29 protein-coding genes are annotated in these 25767 nt (G+C 55.9%); 16 read left to right on the plus strand and 13 right to left on the minus strand.

Translation table 11 applies throughout. From position 1 onward, the window contains the following. The first annotated feature begins 65 nt into the window (after nt 1-65). Nucleotides 66-917 carry a helix-turn-helix domain-containing protein gene (locus ACMYSN_RS01765; protein WP_462496764.1) on the plus strand — a complete coding sequence of 284 codons (852 nt, stop codon included), beginning with the start codon at nt 66-68 and terminating at the stop codon, nt 915-917. Between the two features lie 84 nt (nt 918-1001). Here ACMYSN_RS01765 and ACMYSN_RS01770 read toward each other — a convergent pair whose 3' ends face one another. Then, a complete protein-coding gene (locus tag ACMYSN_RS01770) occupies nt 1002-2465 on the minus strand; it encodes a DUF1254 domain-containing protein (RefSeq protein WP_462496765.1) in 1464 nt (487 codons plus the stop codon). A 17-nt stretch (nt 2466-2482) separates the two neighbouring features. Beyond that, complete coding sequence (locus ACMYSN_RS01775) at nt 2483-3979, minus strand: DUF1254 domain-containing protein (RefSeq protein ID WP_462498182.1); 1497 nt, start codon at nt 3977-3979, stop codon at nt 2483-2485. Between the two features lie 287 nt (nt 3980-4266). Between ACMYSN_RS01775 and ACMYSN_RS01780 the strand changes: the two genes are divergently transcribed. From ACMYSN_RS01780 to ACMYSN_RS01790, 3 genes are all read left to right on the plus strand, one after another. Beyond that, nucleotides 4267-4908, plus strand: a complete 642-nt coding sequence (locus tag ACMYSN_RS01780) for a helix-turn-helix domain-containing protein (protein WP_462496766.1) — start codon at nt 4267-4269, stop codon at nt 4906-4908. Nucleotides 4909-5035: 127 nt separating this feature from the next. Continuing rightward, nucleotides 5036-5383 (plus strand): HNH nuclease YajD, encoded by a 348-nt coding sequence (yajD, locus tag ACMYSN_RS01785; protein WP_123754471.1) that lies wholly within the window; start codon nt 5036-5038, stop codon nt 5381-5383. Between the two features lie 141 nt (nt 5384-5524). Continuing rightward, nucleotides 5525-5968, plus strand: a complete 444-nt coding sequence (locus tag ACMYSN_RS01790) for a GNAT family N-acetyltransferase (protein ID WP_462496767.1) — start codon at nt 5525-5527, stop codon at nt 5966-5968. 105 nt (nt 5969-6073) lie between these two features. Here ACMYSN_RS01790 and ACMYSN_RS01795 read toward each other — a convergent pair whose 3' ends face one another. From ACMYSN_RS01795 to ftrA, 4 genes are all read right to left on the minus strand, one after another. Beyond that, entirely contained in the window at nt 6074-6535 is a 462-nt protein-coding gene (locus ACMYSN_RS01795; RefSeq protein WP_462496768.1) for a tannase/feruloyl esterase family alpha/beta hydrolase, read from the minus strand. A 647-nt stretch (nt 6536-7182) separates the two neighbouring features. Beyond that, complete coding sequence (gene mgtS / locus ACMYSN_RS01800; RefSeq protein ID WP_004102377.1) at nt 7183-7278, minus strand: protein MgtS; 96 nt, start codon at nt 7276-7278, stop codon at nt 7183-7185. A gap of 147 nt (nt 7279-7425) precedes the next feature. Beyond that, entirely contained in the window at nt 7426-7641 is a 216-nt protein-coding gene (locus ACMYSN_RS01805) for a DUF4177 domain-containing protein (RefSeq protein ID WP_123754423.1), read from the minus strand. A gap of 50 nt (nt 7642-7691) precedes the next feature. After that, nucleotides 7692-8708 (minus strand): transcriptional regulator FtrA, encoded by a 1017-nt coding sequence (gene ftrA, locus ACMYSN_RS01810; RefSeq protein WP_462496769.1) that lies wholly within the window; start codon nt 8706-8708, stop codon nt 7692-7694. Nucleotides 8709-8776: 68 nt separating this feature from the next. Here ftrA and ACMYSN_RS01815 point away from each other — a divergent pair, with 68 nt between their 5' ends. The 7 genes from ACMYSN_RS01815 (at nt 8777) to urtE (ending at nt 16156) form a co-directional block, all read left to right on the plus strand. Further along, on the plus strand, nt 8777-9169 hold the full coding sequence (locus ACMYSN_RS01815; protein ID WP_462496770.1) for a rhodanese-like domain-containing protein: 393 nt from the start codon (nt 8777-8779) through the stop codon (nt 9167-9169). A 190-nt stretch (nt 9170-9359) separates the two neighbouring features. Beyond that, nucleotides 9360-10463, plus strand: coding sequence for a cobalamin-independent methionine synthase II family protein (locus ACMYSN_RS01820; RefSeq protein WP_462496771.1), 1104 nt, complete (start codon nt 9360-9362; stop codon nt 10461-10463). Between the two features lie 175 nt (nt 10464-10638). Next, nucleotides 10639-11910: an urea ABC transporter substrate-binding protein gene (gene urtA, locus ACMYSN_RS01825; RefSeq protein WP_462496772.1), complete on the plus strand. Its 1272-nt coding sequence runs from the start codon at nt 10639-10641 to the stop codon at nt 11908-11910. 102 nt (nt 11911-12012) lie between these two features. Next, a complete protein-coding gene (gene urtB, locus ACMYSN_RS01830; RefSeq protein WP_462496773.1) occupies nt 12013-13578 on the plus strand; it encodes an urea ABC transporter permease subunit UrtB in 1566 nt (521 codons plus the stop codon). Beyond that, on the plus strand, nt 13578-14651 hold the full coding sequence (gene urtC, locus ACMYSN_RS01835) for an urea ABC transporter permease subunit UrtC (protein WP_462496774.1): 1074 nt from the start codon (nt 13578-13580) through the stop codon (nt 14649-14651). The genes urtB and urtC overlap by 1 nt, the downstream gene beginning before the upstream one ends. Continuing rightward, entirely contained in the window at nt 14651-15448 is a 798-nt protein-coding gene (gene urtD, locus ACMYSN_RS01840; protein WP_123754416.1) for an urea ABC transporter ATP-binding protein UrtD, read from the plus strand. Before urtC ends, urtD begins: the two co-directional genes overlap by 1 nt. A 9-nt stretch (nt 15449-15457) precedes the next feature. Then, nucleotides 15458-16156 (plus strand): ABC transporter ATP-binding protein, encoded by a 699-nt coding sequence (gene urtE, locus ACMYSN_RS01845; protein ID WP_462496775.1) that lies wholly within the window; start codon nt 15458-15460, stop codon nt 16154-16156. Between the two features lie 41 nt (nt 16157-16197). Here urtE and ACMYSN_RS01850 read toward each other — a convergent pair whose 3' ends face one another. Together ACMYSN_RS01850 and ydeE are read right to left on the minus strand one after the other, a co-directional pair. Then, nucleotides 16198-16668, minus strand: coding sequence for a helix-turn-helix domain-containing protein (locus ACMYSN_RS01850; protein ID WP_462496776.1), 471 nt, complete (start codon nt 16666-16668; stop codon nt 16198-16200). Between the two features lie 116 nt (nt 16669-16784). Beyond that, the gene (ydeE, locus tag ACMYSN_RS01855; protein WP_462496777.1) at nt 16785-17984 is read right to left on the minus strand and encodes an MFS transporter; all 1200 of its coding nucleotides are present in this window, start codon (nt 17982-17984) and stop codon (nt 16785-16787) included. A 192-nt stretch (nt 17985-18176) separates the two neighbouring features. Between ydeE and eamA the strand changes: the two genes are divergently transcribed. Both eamA and ACMYSN_RS01865 read left to right on the plus strand, forming a co-directional pair. After that, nucleotides 18177-19076 carry an O-acetylserine/cysteine exporter gene (gene eamA, locus ACMYSN_RS01860; RefSeq protein WP_462496778.1) on the plus strand — a complete coding sequence of 300 codons (900 nt, stop codon included), beginning with the start codon at nt 18177-18179 and terminating at the stop codon, nt 19074-19076. Between the two features lie 74 nt (nt 19077-19150). Further along, entirely contained in the window at nt 19151-19627 is a 477-nt protein-coding gene (locus tag ACMYSN_RS01865; RefSeq protein WP_462496779.1) for a GNAT family N-acetyltransferase, read from the plus strand. Between the two features lie 63 nt (nt 19628-19690). On the opposite strand, the gene marB is transcribed toward ACMYSN_RS01865, so the two are convergent. The 3 genes from marB to marR are packed head-to-tail and all read right to left on the minus strand — an operon-like array spanning nt 19691 to nt 20760. Continuing rightward, nucleotides 19691-19897: a multiple antibiotic resistance protein MarB gene (marB, locus tag ACMYSN_RS01870; protein ID WP_462496780.1), complete on the minus strand. Its 207-nt coding sequence runs from the start codon at nt 19895-19897 to the stop codon at nt 19691-19693. A 30-nt stretch (nt 19898-19927) separates the two neighbouring features. Beyond that, nucleotides 19928-20308 (minus strand): MDR efflux pump AcrAB transcriptional activator MarA, encoded by a 381-nt coding sequence (marA, locus tag ACMYSN_RS01875; protein WP_123755483.1) that lies wholly within the window; start codon nt 20306-20308, stop codon nt 19928-19930. Between the two features lie 17 nt (nt 20309-20325). Further along, a complete protein-coding gene (marR, locus tag ACMYSN_RS01880) occupies nt 20326-20760 on the minus strand; it encodes a multiple antibiotic resistance transcriptional regulator MarR (RefSeq protein ID WP_123754409.1) in 435 nt (144 codons plus the stop codon). A gap of 223 nt (nt 20761-20983) precedes the next feature. Here marR and ACMYSN_RS01885 point away from each other — a divergent pair, with 223 nt between their 5' ends. Beyond that, nucleotides 20984-21652, plus strand: a complete 669-nt coding sequence (locus tag ACMYSN_RS01885) for a MarC family NAAT transporter (protein ID WP_123754408.1) — start codon at nt 20984-20986, stop codon at nt 21650-21652. Between the two features lie 88 nt (nt 21653-21740). Here ACMYSN_RS01885 and ACMYSN_RS01890 read toward each other — a convergent pair whose 3' ends face one another. Beyond that, entirely contained in the window at nt 21741-22937 is a 1197-nt protein-coding gene (locus tag ACMYSN_RS01890) for a sugar efflux transporter (RefSeq protein ID WP_462496781.1), read from the minus strand. Nucleotides 22938-23139: 202 nt separating this feature from the next. Between ACMYSN_RS01890 and ACMYSN_RS01895 the strand changes: the two genes are divergently transcribed. After that, a complete protein-coding gene (locus ACMYSN_RS01895; RefSeq protein ID WP_462496782.1) occupies nt 23140-23934 on the plus strand; it encodes a PhzF family phenazine biosynthesis protein in 795 nt (264 codons plus the stop codon). Between the two features lie 9 nt (nt 23935-23943). After that, nucleotides 23944-24738, plus strand: a complete 795-nt coding sequence (locus ACMYSN_RS01900) for a PhzF family phenazine biosynthesis protein (RefSeq protein ID WP_462496783.1) — start codon at nt 23944-23946, stop codon at nt 24736-24738. A gap of 63 nt (nt 24739-24801) precedes the next feature. Here ACMYSN_RS01900 and ACMYSN_RS01905 read toward each other — a convergent pair whose 3' ends face one another. Beyond that, entirely contained in the window at nt 24802-25749 is a 948-nt protein-coding gene (locus tag ACMYSN_RS01905) for an L-lactate dehydrogenase (RefSeq protein WP_462496784.1), read from the minus strand. Between the last annotated feature and the right edge of the window lie 18 nt (nt 25750-25767).

The raw sequence follows: 25767 nt of genomic DNA on the forward strand, positions 1-25767 counted from the left end.
GTTTTGCGCAGGGTTATTTGCTAGAATAAATGCATTGGACAGGGTGTCTGGTTAGGGTGTAATGGATGAGGAATATAGTTTTTGAAGCAACGCTTCACTGGGTTGAAGAAAATATATATCGGAACCCTTCCGTCGAGGAGTTGGTCAGCCACGTTGGCTACTCCCGGCGATTTATTTATAGCGTGTTTCAGGAATTTACCGGGCAGCCCATTGGTTACTATATTCGCATGCGTCGAATGACGCTGGCGGCAGGTAAATTAAAACTGACCCGGCAGTCTATCGCCGCCATTGCCCATCGGTTTCACTATGACTCCCATCAAACCTTTTCCCGTGAGTTCAAGAAAACCTTCGGCGTATCGCCGCGGGCCTACAGGAACAACCCGCTGTGGGATACGACCTTGCTACATTACAAAATCAGCTCTGCGTTTCAGTCACTGGCGCCGCCGGTAGTGGTGACCCTTGCGGAGCAAGACTTCGCAGGGCACAGGTTTAATTATGAGGTGCTGCCGCAGGATAACCACCGGCCTGAAAAAATAGCCAGTAAGAAACAACTCGACCGCTATCGCCTGGCAACCGATGACGATATCTACATCCTTTCTCGTTTTCATCCCGGGGCCGATAATCAGCAGATGATTGCCGTGGAGGCGTTTATCGGGGTGAAAAGTCCGCACCTGGCTTCTGCAGTCACGCATACCGTGGCCGCCGCCGGGCGCTATTTGATGGTCTCGTTTACCGGCAGTTGGCAGGAGTATGCCAGCCTGTCTAATTATATCTATATCAATGTGTTGCCACGTTATGGCCTGTGTCGTCGGCAGGGGGATGACATCGAGTGTTTTAGCAGAGATGATCGCCAGTGCGCGCAGACGGGGCAGGATCTTTATACGCTGACTTACTATGTCCCGGTCATGAACCTGTAGCCCACGCCATCATGCGCTGGTGCACTTTTGCGCGGGCATAAAAAAGCCCCATTGTGCATGGGGCTGAGCAGGGCTCTGGTGCGGTTATTTGACCTGTTCGATTTTAGGCGGCTGCCAGGAACCATCAAGAATCGCTTGCTCGCCCCAGTAGGCGCGAATGTACAGCGACAACGTCCCCTGTGGTGCCGGGAGCCAGTTGTTGGTTTTATCGCCACCCGGATCCTTCTGGCTGATGTACAGCGTCAGAGAACCATCGTCGTTATATTTCAAATCCTTATTTTTGGTACCCAGCGAATAACGATTGAGCTCGTTCGGGCTGAACAGATGCTTGCTGTTATAAAGGGTCAACGACCAGAAGCCTTTCACCGGCGGGAGACCGCCTTTCAGGAAGGTGACGGTATAATCATGATCCCCGGAGAGCTGAGCCCCTGTCGCATCATTATCGCTATAGAAATACTGGGTTTCATCCGGCTTGTTATCGAACATGTTCGATTTGGCCGTACCGGTGCGGTTGTAATAATCGACGCCGAATTGCGCATTGTTTTTCGAGCGGTTCCAGCCATTGCCCGCCGGTACGCCGTTATTTTTCCATTTAAAGAACTCGGCAATGACGTTTTTGTCGGTATCGATCGCCGCTTCATCCATCCATTTACGGATCTGCGGGTCTTTCTTCCCGGCTTCCACCAGATGACGATACTGGGCGTACATTGCTTCTTCACCCGGGAGCGGCGGAACCTTATTCAGTACGTTGGCAAACTGGTCGAAGAATTTCTCCGGGATAACCCAGCGGGTTTCGCCGCTGCTGGCATCCGGCGCGTCGCCAATGGACGGGATTTTGGCATATTCAAACGATTTCATCTTGCCGGTGAATTCGCTCAGCGGGTAGGTCATCACCTCTTTGATAGGCGCCTGGATAGCCGCACGGTCTTCTTTGGTATCGTCCATCTGGATACGCGGGATAATGTTGGCCATTTCGGTGGAGGAGCGGATCACGCCATTAAAGCCTTTTGGCGTTTCGCCTTTCCAGTTCGGCCCGACCAGCAGATAGAAACCGGGCTTAGTGCCGTACGGTTTGCCGACGTTACCGATTTGGTTGGTACGGGTGTCGTAGATGGCGTAGACCCAGAAGCGCTTGCCGAAATCCGGTACCTGAATGACGATGGGGCTTTTATCCAGCTCGAAGAAACCGAGACCGTATGCCACATCCTGGTTCGGACAGGTGACAAACGTCTCCTGCGGTTTGATGTAGTCCGTCAACATGCTCAGCTGGCCCATCGGCGCCACCGGCACCATCCCTCCGTTGAGCGCCGGATAAGGCGCTTTTGTGATGGTCTCACGACGGTTGAACTGGTTTACCATCGGCCATCCCCAGAGGTAAGCCTGTTGGGCTACCGCTTTGACATACGCTTCCGGCATGGTGACTTCGGCCGGGGTGGTCGCCAGCTGATCAAACTTACTGGGGTGCGGAATGGTCAGGGGGGCAGATTGCGCCGCCGCACCCGCGCTGAAGGCGAAGAGGGTTAACAACGCCAGGTATTTAAGTTTCATTGCTGATTCCTTGCTGATTAATGCGTCTGGACCAGGTCATCTGGCACCCAGGTCTGATCGTAGAAGCCGTCTTCAGTGCCATACAGGCGCAGTGCGACCAGGAAGTTGCGATCGGGAACGGTTTTGATAAAGGCGCTGTCCGCGACGCCGTCAGGTTTATTCGGACCAAACCAGATATCGATGGAGCCATCGCTGTTTTTGGGCAGGTTGTAATAGCCATTGGTGGAAGGCAGCAGCTGATCGGTTTCAGGCATCGTGCCGTCGGTAATGTTATAGGCGGTTACCGCCCAGAACAGCGCCGCTGGCGGGTTTGGCGGCAGATGCAATTTATAGGTGTTGCCGCCGTTGAGGAATTTACCGGTGTTATCTTTGGTGGCGAACGGATATTTCGATCCTGCACCGGTGGTGTGCATCACCATCGCCGCCGCACTGGAATAGGCTATCTGGAAGAAGGCCGCGCGCTGATTTTCATCGAGAGTACCGTACTGCATCCACTCTGCGGTCGCCCCGGCCCAGGAAGTTTCCCACTGGCGGTCTTTATAGTAAAGCTGGCGCTGATCGTCGCGGCCTACCTGACGACGGGCGAGGATCATCCGCGGTGCGGTTTCCACCGCTTTTTTCAGCAGCTCTTGCTGTTTTTCCGTAGGGGTGAAGGGTTTGCCTTTGACGATGCCGATGCTGAGCAGCGCGCTGCGGGTGGCATCCGGGATGGCGGTCAGCGGTTCATAATCGACGAAGTCCTTCAGCTTTTTCCAGTAACTGCTGTCGGTGGGATACATCATATTGATGCGTTTGCCGCTGGCGTCCGGGAACTGCATCGGCTTGGCCTCTTTTTCCACATCCCAGAGTGGGTAAATGCGCGTGGTTTCAGCATTTTTTACTGCCGGGGCCGGGTCGGGTTTGCCATCGCCTTTGCCCATAATGGTGCGGAAGAACAGGAAGACGTTGTAGGTCGGGGATTTAAAGGTGTAGTAACCCTGTGGAACCGGGCCGTCATAATCAGGCGGTAACAGCAGGTACAGGCCGCCACGCGCACGGTCCGGTCCGATCGCACCGACGTCGGTGATGGTCTTCTGGAAGAAATCAGTAAACATGCCAATCACGTTTGCCGGGGCCTTGATAACCAACGGGCCGGTTTCTTTGAGATCCAGATAGCTCATGGAATAAATAACGTCGCCGTTAGGAGTGGGCACCACGGCGCGGCTGTCCATGCGCTCTTTCCAGATCGGCAGGACATTGTAGTCTTTGCCAAACGCTGCTTCCGAACCGTCACGTAGGCCGATGGTGTTTAATAAAGGCAGCGTTTGAATATAGGCATGAATAGCATCTTGATAATAAAGTTCATCGCTCAGCGATTGCGCCTCTTGCTGAGGGAGCCAGTTACCGTTATTTAATTGTTTCATTAGCGGCGACAGCGGGGCGCTGGTGGTTGAGGCAAAAGCATTACTGCAACCGAGGCAGGCAAGCAAAACCGCGCTCGCCGCAAAGCGTAACGCCGGGACTTTTATTTTCATCATAACTCCATCAACAGAACAGCGGTTTGTAAAATGTAGCACATAGAATTTCGTTGATATCAAAATAGAAACTCAGGAAACACTCTTTTTGGCAGGTAATTGAATCTACTTCCGTATCAATCGGAAATAACGCGATGAGTGTCGGCTTAACATCGGGATTAGTTAGATTTTAATCCTTGTTGAATTTCAAAAAAGTCCCTGTGGAGACCTTTTGCAAAAAAGTGACGGCAGAAGATTGATACCCTGCGTCCAGGATGCCATAGTTTGCTGCACAAAGAGGATGAAAAATGAAACTAGTGTTTGAAAATATTCATGAATTTTACCGACAGCAGAATTTCAGTCGCCATCGTGACGACGTCATCGCGGTGGCTGAGCGTTTTGAAATGAAAGCCAATGCGCCGCTGCATCTCGATAAAGGCTTTATTTACTATGTCGATACCGGGGTGCTGTCCATCGCCGTGGATAATGACCCCAGAATTATCGGGACTACCATTGAGTATATGCCCATTGGCCTTCTGGAACGGTTTTGTCCGATTGCCGATTTTAAATATTCGGCGCTCACCACCACAAGCATGCTTAAAATTGCGATGGCGGATTTTGATAATATATTCTTCGGGGAATCTAAAGAATATACGAAAGAGCTGGCGGCAGTGCTTTCGTATATGCTGATTTTTATTTTAGATGTGCATGTTGAACGCAGAACCGACTCCGGTTATCACACCATTAAAGCCATGCTGCATCGTTATCTGTATCGCCGGAGCGTAAATACCGATGAAAAAGAGGGCATCGCTAACTTTATTATCCGCCGGACCAATCTTTCCCGCAGCTACGTTTTCCGGGTGCTGGCCGAGCTAAAAGAAGGGCAATATATTACCGTCAGTAAAGGCAAGCTCATCTCGATAGACCGAAAGCTGCCGAGCGACTATTAGCCCGCAGATCCACGGGATAGCAGTGAGTTTTCCCGCACGGGCGCTGTGTCGTTTCTCTTTTACGGTCATTCCAGGATATATTGGGAACACTATCGTCATTATCCCTTTGCAACAGGTAACATCGGCCATGGCTCTGATCCCTAAAAACTATGCGCGGCTGGAAAGCGGCTATCGTGAGAAAGCGTTAAAAATCTACCCGTGGGTGTGTGGGCGCTGTGCCCGCGAGTTTGTCTACTCCAACCTCCGCGAATTAACGGTTCACCATATCGACCACGATCACACCAACAACCCGGAAGATGGCAGCAACTGGGAGCTGTTGTGCCTGTATTGCCACGATCACGAGCACTCGAAATACACCGAAGCGGATCAGTACGGCACAACCGTAGTGGCGGGTGAGGACGCGCAAAAAGACGTGGGCGAAGCAACCTACAACCCCTTTGCCGATTTAAAGTCGATGCTCAATAAGAAGAAATAATCGTCGCCCTGACGATCGCCTGGTCGGGTAACAGACGCAGCCCGCCAGGCACCAGCCGCAATATAAGATGGTCGTATTCTTCAGACAATTGACTTCATTTGTAATACAATTACGCCCGTAATGAATATGAGGTCTAATTGTATGAATATTTACCAAGCCCAGCCCCAGGATATCGATACCGTCCTGCCTTTATATCTTGGCTATCGCCGTTTCTACCAGGTTGAAGAAAACGCCCCGCAGGCCAGGGATTTTATCCTCAAACGTCTACAGCTCAATGAGTCCGTTATTTTCTACGCCGAGATCGACGGCAAAGCGGTCGGTTTTACTCAGCTGTATCCGCTGTTCTGTTCGCTGGAAATGAAACGCATCTGGTTGCTTTACGATCTGTTCGTCGTTGAGTCCGCCCGCCAGCAGGGCGTCGCGCAACAGCTTATTGCCCGCGCAGAACAGCTCGCGAAAGAGAGTGATTCAGCGTTTATCATGCTGAGTACCGCCACGGATAACACCCAGGCGCAAGCGTTGTACGAGCACAATGGCTTTGTGCGCGATAACGATTTCTACGTTTACAATAAGCTGCTGCAGTAAACGAGAGATGTTGGCTGGTATGCAGCTCACTTAATATCCGGCGCTGAAAAAGCCCCAGAAGGTGAAATGGGGCTTTTCGTGTTATCAACAAGGTTGAAAAAACGCTTACTGAGCCTTCAACTGACTCCCCTCAGCAACATACGTTTTCTGATTATCCGGGCCGATAAATTCACTGGCTGGCTGTCCGACCACGAGGTTGGCATACGCTGTCGATTTCACCGCAATATAATTCTCCGCGTTATCTGGCGATCCTGAACCGGTATATTTGGCAATATACGGATAAGGAAATACCGGGCGGGTCATTTTCAAGGTTGGCATTTCGGCAGCCACCGGCGAGCTTGCGCGCTGTACGCCGTGGAAATGAGCTTCTGCATCCTGATCCCTTTTCGGTTTATTCCCCAGGGCTGGAATCGCCGGTTTTTCCTGCGCATTCGCGGACGACTTACCTGCAATCAGTGCCTTTGGTGCAATATGTTGCTCGGTCCATTTTATCAGTGGCGACAGTAGGTCGAGCTGGTCTAAGCCTTCGCCTCCGCCACAATGGCCGACACCGGGCAACAGGAACAAACGAACAAACTGCTCGGTAGATTGCTCACCGAGATATGCCTCAACGCCACGGTTGTGGATAAGCCACCCGAGGGTGGCTTTTTAATAATCACAGCAGCAACAGGCTTTACCACATTAACGAAGGCCAGGCCCATGAGAGTACCCGCCACCAGGGCCGCCTGGGCCTCCACCGTGACCTCCCGGAGGGAGGATACACCCGGATAGTGACATCGCTCCGCAGAGCACAAAAACTAAACAGATTATTTTTTTCATGATGACTCCTGAACTGGGAGTGTTAATTCAAAAACATAAATGTGAATATTTTATGGAGAGCATGGTGTGATCCGCGCTATCGCACATTAACCAGGATTAATCCAGAATAAAACCTGAGTTTACTGCCCCAAAAGAGGGGTTTAACCACGGATAAAGAACAGGTACTTAGGGACAGGGACTTATTATAAATAAGAGTTTGGGCGATGGTTTCAGCAAAACGTAAATCCCAAAATATTCATAATTGGTTGTCGGTTTAAAAATTGAAAACGCTAAATCATCCTACCGACATTAATTTTCGCGATGATGAAAACATTCAGATGAAAAGCCTGAAAGCAGAAAGCCCCCTGGCGCGATTGCAGCAGGGGGCTTTTACGGGTGGGGATTATCGTCGTTCATCAGTCATCCCATTTGTGGCTTAGATACGCAGCAAGAAATCCGAAGAACAGAATGGTTCCTAGTACTGCCATAAATACATGCATATTTCCCAGCATGATTAACCTCCATCAGTGTGTCGTGTGCGCTAAGTTGTCCTTTTTGAACGTGGTGTACGGTTGTTGAATGAATCATAGCCTGGCTAATCTAAACAAATAATTAACCAGGTATACAATTTCGTGATGAAACAAATTAACGTGTAGCGATCACAGTGGGCGTTCAAGCACGAACAGATAGGCCTCTCGCGACCAAAACAGCCCGGTTCTGCGGCGCTCCACGGACATGGTTTTGACTTCCCAGCCCTGCATCGTGAACTCATTGAGGAAACGGCTCATCTTCTCCGGGTCGGCTTTGGCTTCACCAAAAAACAGACTTCCGAGAATTCCTTCTTTATAGATAACAACGCGACACTCTTTTTTCATCAGACAGGCTCCTTGCACAATCTCATCAATGTGAACGCCATTGTGACTGGCTATGTCGATTTTTCCACTGCTGCAGGCGAAAATTTCTGACGATAGCGGGAAGGGCTGATGGCGAACTGTTGGCGAAAATGGTGGCGCAAGGTGCTGGCATCGGCAAAACCGCTGAGTTCGGCGATTTTCTCAATGCTCAGACGGGTATGGGTAAGATGCTGCTGCGCGCGCTGCAAACGCTCCTCCAGCAGCCAGCGGGCCGGGGTTTTCCCAGTGGCGGCCTGGAAACGGCGTAAAAAGGTCCGCGGACTCATGCCCGCCTGCTGCGCCAGCGAGCCGACGGTGTGGCTGGCGGCGAGATGCTGATGAAGAAAATCGAACACCAGCCCCAGCCGCTGGCTTTCTCGCGCCTGGGCGACCGGGCGCACCACCTGCTGAGCCTGCGCGCCATCACGATGCGGAGAGACCACCAGCCGTCTCGCCACCGTGTTGGCGGCCTCAATGCCGAAATCTTCACGCACAAGATGCAGGCACAGGTCGATACCGGCGGCGCTGCCGGCGGAGGTCATCACGCCATCGGCGCCGACATACAGCACATCTGCCACTACCTCAATCAGCGGAAAACGTTCGCGCAGGATCTCGGTATAGCGCCAGTGGGTGGTGGCGCTTCGACCGTTGAGCAGCCCCGCGGCGGCCAGGACAAACACCCCGGAACAGATGGATATAATCCGACAGCCCCGCGCATGGGCAGCGGTTAAGGCCTCGCACAGTACCGCAGGCACCGGAGCATCAATGCCGCGCCAGCCGGGAACCACGATGGTATCGGCCTCGCTGAGCAACGCCATGCCGCCATCGGTCATCAGCCGGATCCCGCCTGTCGCCCGCAGCTCGCCGTCATCTACCGCGGCCACTGCAAAATGGTACCAGCGTTCGCCCATCTCCGGGCGGGGAAGGCCGAACAGTTCGACGGCAATACCAAACTCAAAGGTACATAAGCCATCGTAGGCCAGTGCCACAACCCGATGGCGTGACGGCGTGGAGGGGGAATTTGTCAGGATTTCAGCGTTTTCTGTCATCGTTAGCGGCGGACGGGAAGTGGAGAGGCTCGATAAAGTAGTGGTACCACAGAGAAGGAGAATAAGCCATGAGTGTTGTTACCGCCTTTACCCCAGCCACTTCCAGCGACGCCGTAGCCTGGTTTCGCCACAAGCTGAGCCTTGAAACCGACTGCGCAGATGTCCATAGCGCCATGCGTGATGGCGAGGGTGACTTTGTCCTGCTGCATGTCGTCGGCAGCGCCGAAGCCTTTGCCCGTCGTCATCTGCCGGGGGCACTGCATTTGCCGCACCGGCAGATCGATGCTGAACGGATGCAGGCCTGGCCGCGAGAGACGCTGTTCGTAGTCTACTGCGCTGGCCCGCACTGCAACGGCGCCGATATCGCCGCCCTCAAACTGGCGGAGCTGGGGCGACCGGTGAAAATGATGCTGGGAGGGATCACCGGCTGGCAGGATGAAGGTTTCGCGTTCGCGCAATAGTGTCGATGGCCGGTGGCGTAAGGTCGTCGGCCGCAACATGAATTTAATTCATCTCCCATGAAATATTCTCGTTTGCTGCTGACGGCAGTGCATGCCAGTATTTGGACATATAGCCATCCAGAAGTCTATAAATTCAAATAGTGAACTATCACGGCAGGCAACTAACTCTGCTCACCGCTAAGGAGACACCATGCAACGTCAACAGGCCCCGTTCCGCGCTGATATCGTCGGCAGTTTTTTACGTCCGGACGCAATAAAACTCGCCCGTCAGCAGCTCGCCGAAGGCGCCATTGATGCTCAGCATCTGCGCCAGATCGAAAACGAGGCCATCCGTCAGCTGGTACAGCAGCAGTGCGACTGCGGCCTGCATGTGGTGACCGATGGTGAATTCCGCCGTGCCTGGTGGCACTTCGATTTCTTTGACGGCTTACAGGGTGTTGAGCGCTACGATTCCGACAAGGGGATCCAGTTCAACGGTATTCAGACCAAAGCGCACGGGGTACGAGTCACCGGCAAACTGGGGTTTGGCGATCACCCGATGCTGGAGGATTTCCGTTTTCTGAAAAGCATCAGCGGCGATGCCCAGCCGAAAATGACCATTCCGAGCCCGAGCGTGCTGCACTTCCGCGGCGGGCGTAAAGATATCGACGCCACCGTCTACCCGGATCTCGCCGACTACTTCGACGATCTGGCGACCACCTGGCGCGATGCGATCCGCGCGTTTTATGACGCCGGCTGCCGCTATCTTCAACTCGACGACACCGTCTGGGCCTATTTATGCTCCGATGCGCAGCGTCAGCAGGTTCGCGAACGCGGTGATAACCATGACGAGCTGGCGCAGACCTACGCCCGGGTGCTGAATAAGGCCCTGGAAGGTAAGCCGGAAGATTTAACCATCGGCCTGCACGTCTGTCGCGGTAACTTCCGTTCGACCTGGATCTCCGAAGGCGGCTACGAGCCGGTGGCGGAGGTGCTGTTTGGCGGCGTTAATGTCGATGCCTTCTTCCTCGAGTATGACAATGACCGCTCCGGCGATTTTGCGCCGCTGCGCTTTATCCGCCCGGGCAAGCAGCAGGTGGTGCTGGGGTTAATCACCACCAAGAACGGCGAACTGGAAAATCCGCAAGGGGTGAAAGCCCGCCTTGAAGAAGCCTCACAGTTCGTGTCGTTACAGCAGATTTGCCTCAGCCCGCAGTGTGGTTTTGCCTCGACCGAAGAGGGTAACGCCCTGACCGAGTCCCAGCAGTGGGATAAGGTCCGCCTGGTTACCGGGATCGCCGCGCAGGTCTGGTAAGCGCTCGTCATAGCGCAGCGTTGCACCGTTTTGAAGCAACGCTGCCGCTTTTTTCCCTTCCCCCCGCGCTACATCGCGCTTTCTGATTGCCAGACAACCTGGCACCATTTTTGCCTTATCACTTCCGGTTAGTCGTTAATTCATTTTTTGTCTTTGCGCTATTCAGGAGTGAATCATGCAGCGTCGAACATTATTAAAAGCTTTTGCACTCTCCGCCTCTGTGATCAGCATGGGCTACTCATTCCAGGTTTACGCCGCCGACACCATTAAAGTCGGGATTATGCACTCGCTTTCCGGGACGATGGCGATTTCCGAAACGCCATTAAAAGACGTGGCGCTGATGGCGATCGACGACATTAACGCCAAAGGCGGGGTACTGGGAAAAAAACTCGAGCCGGTGATAGTGGACCCCGCCTCAAACTGGCCGCTGTTCGCTGAAAAGGCCCGCCAGTTGCTGACTCAGGATAAAGTCGCGGCGGTGTTTGGCTGCTGGACATCGGTATCGCGCAAATCGGTGCTGCCGGTGTTTGAAGAGCTGAACGGCCTGCTGTTCTATCCGGTGCAGTACGAAGGTGAAGAGATGTCGCCTAACGTTTTCTACACCGGCGCGGCGCCTAACCAGCAGGCGATCCCGGCGGTGGAATACCTGCTGAGTGAAGATGGCGGCGGGGCGAAGCGCTTCTTCCTGCTGGGGACGGACTACGTCTATCCGCGTACCACCAACAAAATCCTGCGCGCCTTCCTGCATGCCAAAGGGATTCAGGATAAAGACATCGAAGAGGTCTACACCCCGTTCGGCTACAGCGATTATCAGACCATCGTGGCCAACATCAAGAAATTCTCTGCCGGTGGCAAAACGGCGGTGGTGTCCACCATCAACGGAGACTCCAACGTTCCGTTCTATAAAGAGCTGGCAAACCAGGGTCTGAAAGCCACCGACGTGCCGGTGGTGGCCTTCTCGGTGGGTGAAGAAGAGTTGCGCGGCATCGATACCAAACCGCTGGTAGGGAACCTCGCGGCCTGGAACTACTTTGAGTCCGTGGATAACCCGACCAACAAACAGTTCGTCGCCGATTATCGCGCCTATGCCAAAGCCCATAAGCTGCCGAACGCCGATACCGTAGTCACCAACGACCCGATGGAAGCCACCTGGGTCGGGATGCACATGTGGGCGCAGGCGGTGACCAAAGCTGGTACGACAGATGTTGATAAGGTGCGGGCGGCGATGGCCGGACAAACCTTTAAAGCGCCGTCGGGTTTCACGCTGACCATGGATGCCACCAACCATCACCTGCATAAACCGGTGATGATCGGGGAAATCGAAGCCAACGGCCAGTTTAACGTGGTCTGGCAGACCGAGGAGCCGGTTCGCGCCCAGCCGTGGAGCCCGTGGATCGCTGGTAACGATAAGAAGCCCGATCACCCGGTAAAAACCGCCGCGAATTAATCCTGTCCACCCGGGCCTGGCCCGGGATATTTCACCGTAGCCCCGGCATGCGTTGCTATGTCCGGGGATACCCGTAACGGGTGATAGCACAAGGAGACGATCATGAACGCATGGCGCATCATGAGTTACGGTTTTGCTTTGCTGATAATGCTGCTGCCGTGGCAGACCCAGGCCGCGGAAGCCGACGATTTTGTCGTGGCAACCCGCAGCCAGCAGGCGCAGCTGCTGGAGCAGTGGGCCGCCGCGCCCCATGCGCAACGACTGCCGCTGCTGCGGGCGTTAAAGGCGGAAACGCTGACGGTAGATGGCAGCGGTCATGCCTTCAGTCAGCAACAGCCGCTGGGTGCAGCGCAGACGCCGCAAGGGGCGACAAAACCGGTTCGCCTCACCAACCGCCTACGTAATCTGGTCGCCGGGGCGCTGGCGACGCATTTGCTGGTAAGTGACAACGTCACTGAAAGGCTCTCCGCCGTCAAAACCCTGCAGCGGGAGGCGACGCCGGAAATGGCTGGCCTGCTCGAGCAGCGTATGGCGCAGGAGACTGATGACGGAGTGAAAGCGCAGCTGGAGATTGCGCTGGCCCGGCTGCAGCTGGCCAGCCCCGACAGCGCCCGCCGCTTAGCCGCCGTTGAGCGGCTCGGCCACGCCGTTGACCCGGACACCCAGGCGCTGTTAATTCCCTTTACCGATGCCCAGCATGAGCCGGACACTCAGGTCCGTCAGGCCGCGGCCCGCAGTCTCAGTCAGATTAAACAGCGTCTGATGCTGGGCGACATTCTTGGGCAGGCCTTTATGGGACTGTCGCTGGGGTCGGTACTGCTGCTGGCGGCGCTGGGACTGGCGATCACCTACGGTCTGCTGGGCGTTATCAATATGGCCCACGGCGAAATGCTGATGCTCGGCGCCTACAGCTGCTGGCTGGTTCAGCAAGCGCTGGCGCAATTCGCACCGCAGTGGCTGGCGTTTTATCCGCTGATTGCGCTGCCGGTGGCATTTATGATCACCGGCGGTATCGGGATGGCGCTGGAACGCACCATTATCCGCCATCTGTATGGCCGGCCGCTGGAAACGTTACTGGCGACCTGGGGGATCAGCCTGATGCTGATCCAACTGGTGCGCATGCTGTTCGGCGCGCAGAACCTCGAAGTGGCAAACCCGGCCTGGCTTTCCGGCGGTTTGCAGGTGTTGCCGAACCTGATCCTGCCGTGGAACCGACTGGCGGTGCTGGGCTTTGTGCTGCTGGTCCTGTTCTTTACCTGGCTTATCCTCAACAAAACCCGTTTGGGCATGAACGTGCGGGCGGTAACGCAGAACCGGGCGATGGCGGCCTGCTGCGGCGTACCAACCGGGCGGGTTGATATGCTGGCTTTTGGTCTCGGTTCGGGGATCGCCGGGCTGGGCGGGGTGGCGCTGTCGCAGCTTGGTAACGTCGGTCCGGAGCTGGGCCAGGGCTACATCATCGACTCGTTCCTGGTGGTGGTGCTCGGTGGCGTAGGCCAGCTGGCGGGAAGCGTGGTGGCGGCCTTTGGTCTGGGTATCTTCAATAAAATTCTTGAGCCGCAGCTCGGCGCGGTACTGGGCAAGATCCTGATCCTGGTACTGATTATTCTGTTTATCCAGAAACGTCCGCAGGGACTGTTCGCACTGAAAGGCAGGGTGATTGACTGATGAGCCAACCGATAACACTGACGCTGGCGCGTAAAGCGCCGCGACCTTTGCAGTGGCTCGGGCTGCTGCTGATTCTGGGACTGGTGAGCATGCCGTTTCTGGCGCTGCTTCCCCAGTCGCATCCACTGGCGGTCTCGACCTGGCTGCTGACGCTCACCGGAAAAATCCTGTGCTACGCCATTGTGGCGGTCGCGTTGGATCTGGTGTGGGGCTACGCCGGGATGCTGTCGCTGGGCCACGGCATCTTCTTCGCGCTTGGCGGTTATGCGATGGGGATGTACCTGATGCGCCAGGCGGCAGGTGACGGTCTGCCGGCATTTATGTCGTTTTTGTCGTGGAGTGAACTGCCGTGGTTCTGGTGGGGAACGCAACATTTTGCCTGGGCGATGCTGCTGGTGGTGCTGGTGCCGGGTGTGCTGGCGCTGGTATTCGGCTGGTTTGCCTTCCGCTCGAAAATCAAAGGCGTCTACTTCTCGATCATGACCCAGGCGCTGACCTATGCCGGGATGCTGCTGTTCTTCCGTAACGAAACCGGCTTTGGCGGGAATAACGGCTTTACCGGGTTCACCACGCTGCTGGGCTTTTCCGTCACCGCGACCAGCACGCGGGCGGCGCTGTTCTTAGCGACGGTTCTGCTGCTGTTATTGACGCTATGGATCGGCTATCTGCTGGCGCAAAGCAAGTTTGGCCGCATCCTGACCGCGGTACGCGATGCCGAAAACCGCCTGATGTTCTGCGGCTACGATCCGCGTGGATTTAAGCTGCTGGTGTGGACGCTGTCAGCGGTGTTGTGCGGACTGGCGGGGGCGCTTTACGTCCCGCAGGTCGGAATTATCAACCCCAGCGAAATGTCGCCGACCAACTCCATCGAAGCCGCCATTTGGGTGGCGCTGGGCGGGCGCGGCACCTTGATTGGACCGGTGCTGGGGGCCGGACTGGTGAACGGCGCCAGGAGCCTGTTTACCGTGGCGATGCCGGAGTACTGGCAGCTGTTCCTCGGTCTGATTTTTATTATCGTGACCCTGTTTTTACCGCGCGGGGTCATTGGCCTGTTGCGTAAAGGAGATCGCTGATGCAACCAGATGATGGTTTATTTACCCGTCAGCAACCGACGGACCGCTTTCGCGAACAGACCGACCCGGTGCTGCAGCTGGAAAAAATTAACGTCAACTTTGATGGTTTCCAGGCGCTGACCGACCTCTCCCTGCAGATTGGCGTCGGGGAATTGCGCTGCGTCATCGGGCCCAACGGCGCCGGGAAAACCACGCTGATGGATGTGATCACCGGCAAAACCCGGCCGCAAAGCGGCAAGGCGCTGTATGACCAGTCGATCGATTTGATGACTCTCGATCCTATCGCGATCGCTCGTCAGGGAATTGGCCGCAAATTCCAGAAACCCACGGTGTTTGAAGCGTTAACCGTCGCGGAAAACCTCGAGCTGGCGCTGAAGGGCGATAAGTCTGTGTGGGCCAGCCTGCGGGCGCGGCTCAACGGCGAGCAGGAGGACCGCATCAGCGAAATCCTGCGCCTGCTGCGTCTCGAGGCTGAACGCGGGCGTGCGGCGGGGCTGCTCTCCCACGGGCAAAAGCAGTTTCTCGAGATCGGCATGCTACTGGTGCAGGAACCGCATCTGTTGCTGCTCGATGAACCGGCGGCCGGGATGACCGATGCCGAAACTGAGTATACCGCCGAGCTGTTTCGTACCCTGGCCGGGCAGCACTCGCTGATGGTGGTGGAGCACGACATGGGGTTTGTCGAAACCATCGCCGACCGGGTAACGGTACTGCATCAGGGGCAGGTGCTGGCGGAAGGGTCGCTGCGCGAAGTGCAGGACAACGAACAGGTGATTGAAGTTTATCTCGGACGTTAAGGAGCGCGGATGCTACAGGTTAACCAGTTACATCAATACTATGGCGGCAGTCATATTCTGCGCGGCGTAAATTTTGAGGCCCGTCAGGGCGAAATCACCTGCCTGCTGGGGCGCAATGGCGTGGGCAAAACCACGTTGCTGAAATGCCTGATGGGGCTGATTCCGGCCCGCAGCGGCGACGTTATCTGGCAGGAAAAGCCCATCACCCAGCGCAAGCCGCACCAGCGGGTGCAGGCCGGGATTGCCTATGTGCCGCAGGGGCGCGAAATCTTTCCCCGTCTGACGGTGGAAGAGAACCTGCTGATGGGACTGTCGCGCTTTCCCGCCAGGGAGGCCAGCCAGGTGCCGGAGGAGATTTATCAGCTGTTTCCGGTACTGAAAACCATGAAGCAGCGGCGCGGTGGTGACCTCTCCGGCGGTCAGCAGCAGCAGCTGGCTATCGGACGTGCGCTGGCCAGCCGCCCGCAGTTACTGATCCTCGATGAACCCACAGAGGGCATTCAGCCGTCGGTGATCAAAGAGATAGGAGAGGTGATCCGCCAACTGGCTAACCGTGGCGACATGGCAATCCTGCTGGTGGAGCAGTTTTATGATTTCGCCGCGGCGCTGGCGGATCGCTATCTGGTGATGTCTCGCGGTGCGATTATTCAGCAGGGCAATGGCGCGGATATGGAAGCCGAAGGGGTACGCGGCATGGTGACCATTTAACCTCCCCGGCCCGGCGGGGCCGAGGGTTGTCTGCACCGACGCTATTTACGCAGCAGTCGTTGCAGGCGTGCCTGACGCCAGTTGCGGATGAGCCCGCCGAAGACAAACAGGCGCAATCCGCGCACCAGCAGTAGTGCACCCCAGATCGCGGCCACCCAGGCAGACCAGTAATAGTCCGGATGAGTAAAGCGGTTTAGCAGCACCAGCAGCACGCATACCACCAGCGCCGTCGACAGCGATCGCAAAAAGCGGCTCTCCTGATGCAGGCGCGCTTTTGCCTCTTCAATACGTTGGTCCAGCGACGTCTCGTTGCCCGCTGGCGCATCAGCGGTTATGTCGGCGACGTTGACCTCAAACACCGCTGCCAGGGCACTGAGGGTTTCGAGCGCCGGACGATCGCCATTTTCGATGCGCTGAATGGTCCGCACGCTAACGCCGGTGAGTTCGGCTAACTGCTCCTGGGACCAGGCGCGTTGCAGACGTAATTGTTTAACCTGATTGCTGCTGTTCATGTTGTCTATCTCCGGGTGAAAACCTGAGATGGAGTGTGTGACAGGGCGTGAACGGGCACCACGATCCGCACCCGACAGCCACCCGACAGTAACCTGACAGCCGCATGACACGTGGCTCAGGCGCTGGCGGTCGCGCAGCCGCCGCTGTGCCACGGGCGCGCTTTCATGCCGCGTAAAATCATTATCCAGGCGACGATTATCGCCACCATCAACACCACAAACAGCGACCAGTGTGGCATATGAGTCAGGATAGCGCCGGTCATCATTGGGTTAAAGGCCGCACCCAGCCAGCCCAGCGACTGGGCGGAAAAGTAGCTGGCTTTCATCCCCGGCGGGGCAATGTTATCAATCAGCATGTATTCGCCTGGGGCATAGATAATCTCGCCGAGGGTAAATACCGCGGCAGACAGACCCCACATCAGCAAGCTGCTGTCAGAGATCATAAAACCGCCCAGCCCAAGGATGAAACAGACCGTACCGAAGGTCATCAGCGGGCGGATGTTTCTGGCGCTGAGTCGCCGACCGACGGCGTACTGCAGGGAGACAACCACCGCGGCGTTCACCGGCAGCACTACCGCCACTACCTTTTCGGCAAAGCTGCTATCGGCAACCACCAGCACATACTGGGAAATACAGGACGCGAAGGAGCCGCCAACAAACGAGGCCAGCAGGCCGGAAAAGGTAAACCAGAGTAGGGCCCGGTCGCGTAGCAGCACCGACGGCGACCACTGCACCGCGTTATCCTGGGCGACCGCCGCCGCTGTGCGCTGGACGAAAAGCTGAATAAACACCAGCGGTACCGACGCGCAGGCCGCTGCCAGCCAGAATGGCAGGTTGATGCTGTGCATCACCAGCAGCGTGCCGATGGGCGGCCCGACGGTCCAGCCAATATTGAGAATGGTATAGTTGAGGGAAAAAATCCGCGCTTTTTTCTCCGGCGACAGCATATCGGCAAACCAGGCCTTCAGCACGGTGGCGAAGACGGAATAGGCGCAGTTGATCAGGGCGAAGAAGAACACCACCAGCGTCACGCTATTGACCAGCGGAATGGCAATAAAGCCGCCGATAAAAGCCAGTATCGCAATCAGCATATAGCGTTTTTTATCAAACTTATCCGCCAGGATGCCAAACCCCATGCTGAACACCACGCCAATCGTCAGGGCGATGGACAGCGCATAGCCAATGTGATCCACCGCCAGATGGTACTGACGGGTGAGAAAGATGGTCATAAAGGGGAGCGTGGCGCCGCGACCGATAGTCAGCAACAGCGAGGACGCCAGCAACGCAATGGTCGAGCGCCTGATGGTCGGTATCATTTTTCTGCCTGATGAAATGTTATTTTTATGTTGTACCCTTCAGAAATATCATGCTCTTACTAGCTTGTATAGCCTTGCCAGGTGTCCGGAGGTGCTTTCCGACCCTGCCAAAAATAATGATCTATCCGCCGGGGCAGTTTTTCGGTACTTTGATTTAGTTCACAAAAATTTACATAACAACAGAGGCAGGGTATGACACGTAAAGACGGGCTGCTGGCGCTGCTGGTGGTCGTGGTATGGGGGCTTAATTTTGTCGTGATTAAGCTCGGTCTTCATAATATGCCGCCACTGATGCTGGCCGGACTGCGTTTTTTACTGGTGGCCTTTCCGGCGCTGTTGTTTGTCGCCCGGCCGAAAATTCCGCTGCGCTTGCTGCTGGGCTATGGGCTGACCATCAGCTTTGGTCAGTTCGCCTTTTTATTCTGTGCCATCTCTTTAGGCATGCCCGCCGGACTGGCGTCGCTGGTCCTGCAGGCGCAGGCGTTCTTCACCATTATTCTCGGCGTTTTTGCCTTTGGCGAACGGTTGCAGGGCAAGCAGCTGGCGGGGATTGCGCTGGCCATTTTTGGCGTGCTGGTGCTGGTTGAGGCGAGCCTCGGCGGCCAGCATGTGCCGGCGATTGGCTTTATGCTGACCCTGGCCGCCGCGCTGAGCTGGGCCACGGGTAATATCTTTAATAAGAAAATCATGTCCCATGCCGAGAGGCCGCAGATTATGTCGCTGGTGGTGTGGAGCGCCTTGATTCCTGTCCTGCCGTTTATGCTGGCGTCATTGTTTATTGATGGTCCGCAGGTGATGGCCGACAGTCTGCGCCACATTGATATGCTGACCGTGTTCTCGCTGCTGTATCTGGCGTTTATTGCCACTATCGTCGGTTACGGTATCTGGGGTTCGCTGCTCGGGCGCTATGAAACCTGGCGGGTGGCGCCGCTGTCGCTGCTGGTACCGGTGGTGGGAATGGCCAGTGCGGCGCTGCTGCTCGGCGAAACCCTGAACGGATTGCAGATGCTGGGGGCCGTGTTGATCATGGGCGGGCTGTATATCAACGTGTTCGGTCTGCGGGTGCGTCGGGCTGGTGCGGTGCCGAGATAAACCCAGGCGTTTGCGCTGATTTCACCGGCGCAAGCGCGGATTTTCATAAAGAAAACACGCTAAAAGGAATTTCAATGATTACGCTGTGCCCCATGCGCGAGGATCAATATCCGGGCTATCTGGATTACTTTATTGCCGATTACGCGCAAGAAATTGCGGCAAACTACCGGCTTTCGGCTGAGGAATCACTGGCCAGGGCAAAGCAGGAGATCGCGCGCGACCTTCCTGAGGGCGTTAATACGCCCGGTCAGGTCCTGCTGTGTTTAATGACCCGACAGGATAATAACGACAGGCTGGTCGGTTACCTGTGGTACAAACCCGATGCCGACCAGCGTCGGGTCTTCATCTATGATTTTTATATTCTCAGCGCCTGCCAGGGAATGGGGCTGGGTAAGCAGGCCATGCAGGTGTTTGAAGATGCGATGCGGGAGCAGGGGTTTGAGCAGATCGGGCTTCGCGTCGCGGGCGACAATGCGCGCGCCCGGCACGTTTATGAGGCCAGCGGTTTTCATGTCACCGGTATTAATATGAGCAAACGTCTGCAAGGGTAAACAGCGGCTTTCGGCAGGCAAAAAAAAGCCCCGTAAACGGGGCGAAATGCTCGGGTAGTGCAATTAGTTATAATAGGGTACGCCTAACTCATCCGATTTATCGCTACCGGCGGCCATATGATTGAAATCAAACGGCGAGTCGTTGTGCTCGGACGGCATAATCATGGCGTCGTGCTGATTGTGGCGTACCGGCGTGGTGGTTTGCTCCGCGAAGCTCTGGCTGGAGACCAGCGCGAGCAGGACAAAAGCAGCGGCAGCGAATAGTTTCATGATTTCCTCAATACGTCTTTTTGCAGGCGGTTAACAGCAGTTGTTCAGTGGCATCAGATAGCGGGAATCACCCGGTATATTGGTCATGCGATATTTATGCGGCGGAACGTCGAAATAGTTTTTAAAGGTTCTCGTCAGCGTCTGTTGCGATTCGAAACCGTAGCGCTCAGCCAGGTACAGAATCGGCTCGTTGCTCTGCTTGAGTTTTTGCGCGATTTCCGTCAGCTTGCGGCTGCGGATGTACTGGCCTAAGGAGTGACCGGTCTCTTTCTTAAACATTCTTTGCAGGTGCCATTTGGAGTAACCAGAACGCTCGGACACTTTTTCCAGCGACAGGGGCGATTCCAGGTTATCTTCGATCCACGACAAAATACTATGGATAGTGATGGCGTCATTATTGCGTCTGGACATCATCTTACCTCTTCTTATTACGGCAGGACTTTCTTGAGTAGATGCTCAAGGGTGACGATTTCGTCCGCCGACAGATTTTTTGTTAATTCCTGGTGCAACTTCTGACCCACAACCTGATGACACTGCTCACATAGCGCCGCACCGTCTGATGTCAATTGCACCAGTACACCGCGTTTGTCAGTAGGGTTGGGTAACCGTTCAATCCAGCCTTTGCAGACCAGGCGATCGAGCATGCGCGTCATTGCGCCAGGATCGACCGAAAGCACGGTTTTCAACTCAACGGGGGTAATGCATACCTCGCAACGAATGGAACAGAGCACCCGGAACTGGGTGGAAGTGATATCCATCGGGGAGAGATATTCGTTGAGCAGGCGATCTTTTTTCTGGTTAACCATTTGAATCAAGCGACCAAGAGGGATCATTTCGTTAAACAGATCACTGGTGTTTTTCACAATGGTTGCCCAGGCAATTAGTTAGTTGCTGTGGATATTATTGCCCAGGCAATCATAAGTCAACCTGACCGATTGCTGATGACACGATTTGCTAAAGTGAGCCATGCAGGAAGCAGGTGGTACCCGAGAAGCGGGTGCTGATGCTGGTATGATAACGCTGACAAAAGTTATACTGCCCCAGCAAAACGGTGATGAATGAAATATTAACGGGGCTTTAATTAATATGATTGAACTTTTTAAAGCGATTGGCCTGGGGCTGGTGGTCATTTTACCACTGGCAAATCCACTGACGACCGTGGCGCTGTTCCTCGGGCTCGCAGGCAACATGAATAATGAAGAACGTAACAAACAGTCGCTGATGGCGTCGGTGTACGTGTTCGTTATTCTGATGGTCGCCTGGTACGCCGGTCAGGTGGTGATGAGCACCTTCGGGATCTCTATTCCCGGCCTGCGTATTGCGGGCGGCCTGATTGTCGCTTTTATCGGTTTCCGCATGCTCTTCCCGCAGCAGAAATCGCATGACTCCATGGAAGCCAAGATGAAGTCGGAAGAGCTGAAGGATGAGCCTACCGCCAATATCGCCTTTGTGCCGCTGGCGATGCCCAGCACCGCCGGACCGGGGACGATCGCGATGCTGATCAGTACCGCCTCAACGGTGAAACACGGCGTTGATTTTCCCGACTGGGTGGTGCTGGTGGCGCCGCCGATCATCTTCGGCCTGGTGGGGATTATTCTGTGGGGTTGTTTGCGCAGCTCCGGGGCAATTATGCGCCTGGTGGGTAAGGGTGGCATCGAAGCGATTTCCCGCCTGATGGGCTTCCTGCTGGTCTGTATGGGCGTGCAGTTTATCATCAACGGCGTGCTGGAGATTATCACCACCTACCACGCCTGATGTAGTCTGTTCGTTAGATCGTAAAAAAGCCCGCGCGGGGAATAAACCGGGCGGGCTTTTGTTTATCTGTACTTGCTGAAATCAGCGATCAGGAGTGATGCGGTCGCTCTTCCAGCGACACCGGCCAGCGGCGGAATATCATCACCGCCCATACCAGCGCCACCAGTGCCGGAATGGCGCCAACGTAGCCGATAGAGGCCATCGACAGATGGGTACTGACCTGGCTACCCACCAGCGCACCGGCGCCGATACCGATATTAAAGATCCCCGAGAACAGCGACATTGCCACGTCGGTGGCATCGGGCGCCAGCGCCAGCACTTTCACCTGCATCCCGAGGCCGATAATCATAATGGCGATGCCCCAGAAGACGCTCAATATCATCAGGTAGTTCGCATTCTGCGAAGCCGGCAGCAGCAGCAGCAGACTGGCCAGCAGCAATCCAATGGCGATGTTGATAAGGCCGGACGCGTGCTGGTTACCCAGTTTGCCAAACAGAATGCTGCCGAAGATCCCCGCGCCACCCAGGGTCAGCAGCAGGACGGTGGCAAAATTACCGCTCAGCCCGGCGACGGTCTGGACAAAGGGTTCGATGTAGCTATAGGCGGTATAGTGCGCGGTGACCACAATCGCGGTCAGCAGATAGATGCTCAGCAGCGCCGGACGGCGGAACAGCAGTGGCAGACTTTTCAGTGAACCGGAATGCTCGCTCGGCAGTTTTGGCAGCAGCTTGAACAGACACACTAAGGTGACCAGCGCCCCCATACCAATGACCAGGAAGGTGGTTCGCCAGCCGAAATACTGCCCGACGATACGGCCAATCGGAATACCAAAGACCATCGCCAGCGCGGTGCCGGTGGCGATCAGGCTCAGGGCCTGTGCGCGTTTACCCGGTGGGGCAAGGCGAATGGCCAACGCTGAGGTGATCGACCAGAACACCGCATGAGCGAAGGCGATGCCGATGCGGCTAATCACCAGCACGTTAAAGTTCCAGGCAAAAAACGACAGCACGTGACTGGCAATAAACAGAATAAACAGGCCGATCAGCAGGCGACGGCGCTCCATCTGGCTGGTCAGCAGCATAAACGGCAACGACATCAACGCCACCACCCACGCGTAGATGGTCAGCATCATGCCCACCTGCGCGGTCTCCATGCCAAAGCTGTCGGCGATATCGGACAGCAGACCGACCGGCGCGAATTCGGTGGTATTAAAAATGAACGCGGCGATAGCAAGCGTGACGACCCGAAGCCACGCGACCCTGCGTGAAACCGTATTTGTGATCATAGATTCTGAGCTGATTACTGAAGAGAAGAGAGGCGTCGATCTTAAAACGAACGGTGGTGAAAATACAATCACTTTGTGATCTGGATCTCATTATTTCATTGGCAGACATTCCAGCGTTAACGGATTCATTTTTATATAGATAGTGTGCATGATTCGCTTTTATGTCATGTTGATGAGATGTAAAAACAGGAAGGATTGTAGGATGAAGGAAATTGATTTTTACCTCGTGGATGCCTTCAGCGACCGCAATTTTGGCGGCAATGCGGCGGCGGTGTGTCCACTTACCGAATGGTTACCGGATGACGTGCTGTTGAGCATGGCGCAGCAGCATAATCAGTCGGAGACGGCGTTTTTCGTGCGCAGCGATGAAGGGTATGAACTGCGCTGGTTCACCACCCAGTATGAGATCAACCTCTGCGGCCACGCGACGCTGGCTTCGGCACATATTATTTTCGAATATCTCGATCATCCTTCCGCCACCATCGTGTTCAGCACCCGCTTTGTCGGAGAGCTGCGGGTGACCCGCAACGGCGACTGGCTGACCCTCGATTTCCCGGCATGGCAGACCACACCGGTGGTGACGCCGCCGCCGGCGCTGTTATCCGGACTGGGGCTGAGTGAGGCGATTGAGGTGCGCGAAGGGCGCGACTATCTGGTGGTTCTCGAAAACCGCCAGCAGGTGGAAGCCGTCAGGCCAGATATGCAGCAGCTCGAGCAGCTTGGCAAAATGGTCTGTATCAGCGCCGCCTCTGATGATGTGTATGACTTTGTCAGCCGCTTCTTCTGCCCGGGCGAATCGGTCGCCGAAGACCCGGTCACCGGCTCCGCGCACAGTATGCTGATCCCGTACTGGGGCGATAAGCTGGCTAAAACGACGATGCTTGCCCGTCAGGTGTCGGCCCGTGGCGGCGATCTGCGCTGCCAGTGGCAGGGCGATCGGGTGCTGATCGGCGGCCAGGCAACCACCTACATGACCGGGTCGATTACCCTACGCTAAGGAGAAGCCGTGAAAGCGATTCCGATGTATCTGGTCTCCGCGTTCAGCGACAGCCCGTTTTCCGGCAACCCGGCGGCGGTCTGCCTGCTGGAGGAGTGGCTGGCGGATGACGTACTGCTGAAAATGGCCCAGGAACATAACCAGTCTGAAACCGCCTTCGTGGTACGGGAAGGCGAGACGTTTAGCCTGCGCTGGTTCACCACCCGCAATGAGGTCAATCTTTGCGGTCATGCGACGCTCGCCAGCGCCCATGTCATTTTCCATCATCTTGACTATCCCCAGGCATCGGTGGCGTTCGCAACTGCCTCCGGTCGCCTGACGGTGAGCCGTGAAGGTGACTGGTTGACGCTGGATTTTCCGGCCGGCGCCACCGAAGAGTGCGTGCCGCCTGCGGTATTGCTGGCCGGACTGGGCATCGACCGTTACGTCAGCGCCCGGCGCGGCCGGGCATGGCTTATCGAACTGGCGACTCGCGCAGAGGTTGAAGCGGTCCGCCCGGCAATTGCCATGCTGACGCCCGGTGAACATAAAGTGACGATCACCGCACCTGGTGACGGTGAATATGACTTTGTCAGCCGCTTTTTCTCTCCGGGAGAAGCGGTCTGGGAGGATCCGGTTACCGGATCGGCCCACACCATGCTGATCCCGTTCTGGAGCGCGAAGCTGGGGAAAAACACCTTGCTGGCGCGTCAGGTGTCAGCCCGCGGCGGCGATATGCGCTGTGAGCTGAAGGGCGATCGGGTGCTGATGTCCGGGCAGGCGGTAACCTGGCTGCAGGGGAAAATTCTGCTGCGCGACGCCTGAGGCGTCAGACGGATTGAGATCGTTGACCACGCCCGCGTTCTGCGGGCGTGTCATTGTGCACTGTCAGGCGGGAAGGCGGGCGATATTGGCTTTAATCACCGCGACCGATTGGGCGAATTTCTCGCGCTCGTCCGCGGCTAACTGCAGCTCGATAATCTGCTGAACGCCGCTCTGCGCCAGTACCGCCGGCACGCCAACCGCCACGTTTTTCTCGCCATACTCACCATCAAGAATGCATGAAATCGCCAGTGCGCGATGGCTACCGGTAAAGATATTGCGGCAGATCTCGGCGATGGTGCCGGCGACGCCGTATTCCGTACATCCTTTCCCGGCGTAAATTTCAAACCCCAGGGTGCGTACCTTCCCGGCAATCTGCTGGCAGTCGAGTTCCTGCCCGGTATGTTTGCGGTACACATCGGCAATTGGCGACCCGTAGACCGACGAGTGCGACCACACCGGAAACTGCGTATCGCCGTGTTCGCCGAGAATAAACGCGTCAATGCTCTGGGCGCCGATATCAAGGGCCTGCGCGAGCACCCGGCGCAAGCGGGTGGTATCCAGCCAGACGCCGGTGCCGATCACCTGGCTGCGCGGCAGTCCGGAGAGTTTCCATACCTGCCAGGTAATAATGTCGCAGGGGTTGGTGGCGACGAGGAAAATACCGTTGAAGCCGTTGGCCATCATCTGCGGCACGATGCTGTTGACGATGCCGGCCGTCGCGGTGAGTTCGTCAAGCCGTGTCTGGCCCTGCTTCAGGGCGCCGCCGGAGACGGTGATCACCGCGATGTCGACGTCGGCGCAGTCGCTGACGTCACGCGCTGAAATGGTCATCATGCCCGACATATAGGCCGCGGCATCGCTGAGATCCTGAACGTGGGCCTGCGCCCGGGCGGTATTCAAATCCACGAGGATCAATTCCTCACAGATATTTTGATTTAACAAGGCGTAGGCGGCCGACGTGCCGACGTTGCCGGCACCAATAATCATCACCTTACGTGCTTTGGTATTCATGGTTCTGTCCCGCTATCA

The organism is Klebsiella sp. R445 (genome assembly GCF_051131755.1).
GTDB classification, from domain to species: Bacteria; Pseudomonadota; Gammaproteobacteria; order Enterobacterales; family Enterobacteriaceae; genus Klebsiella; species Klebsiella lignicola.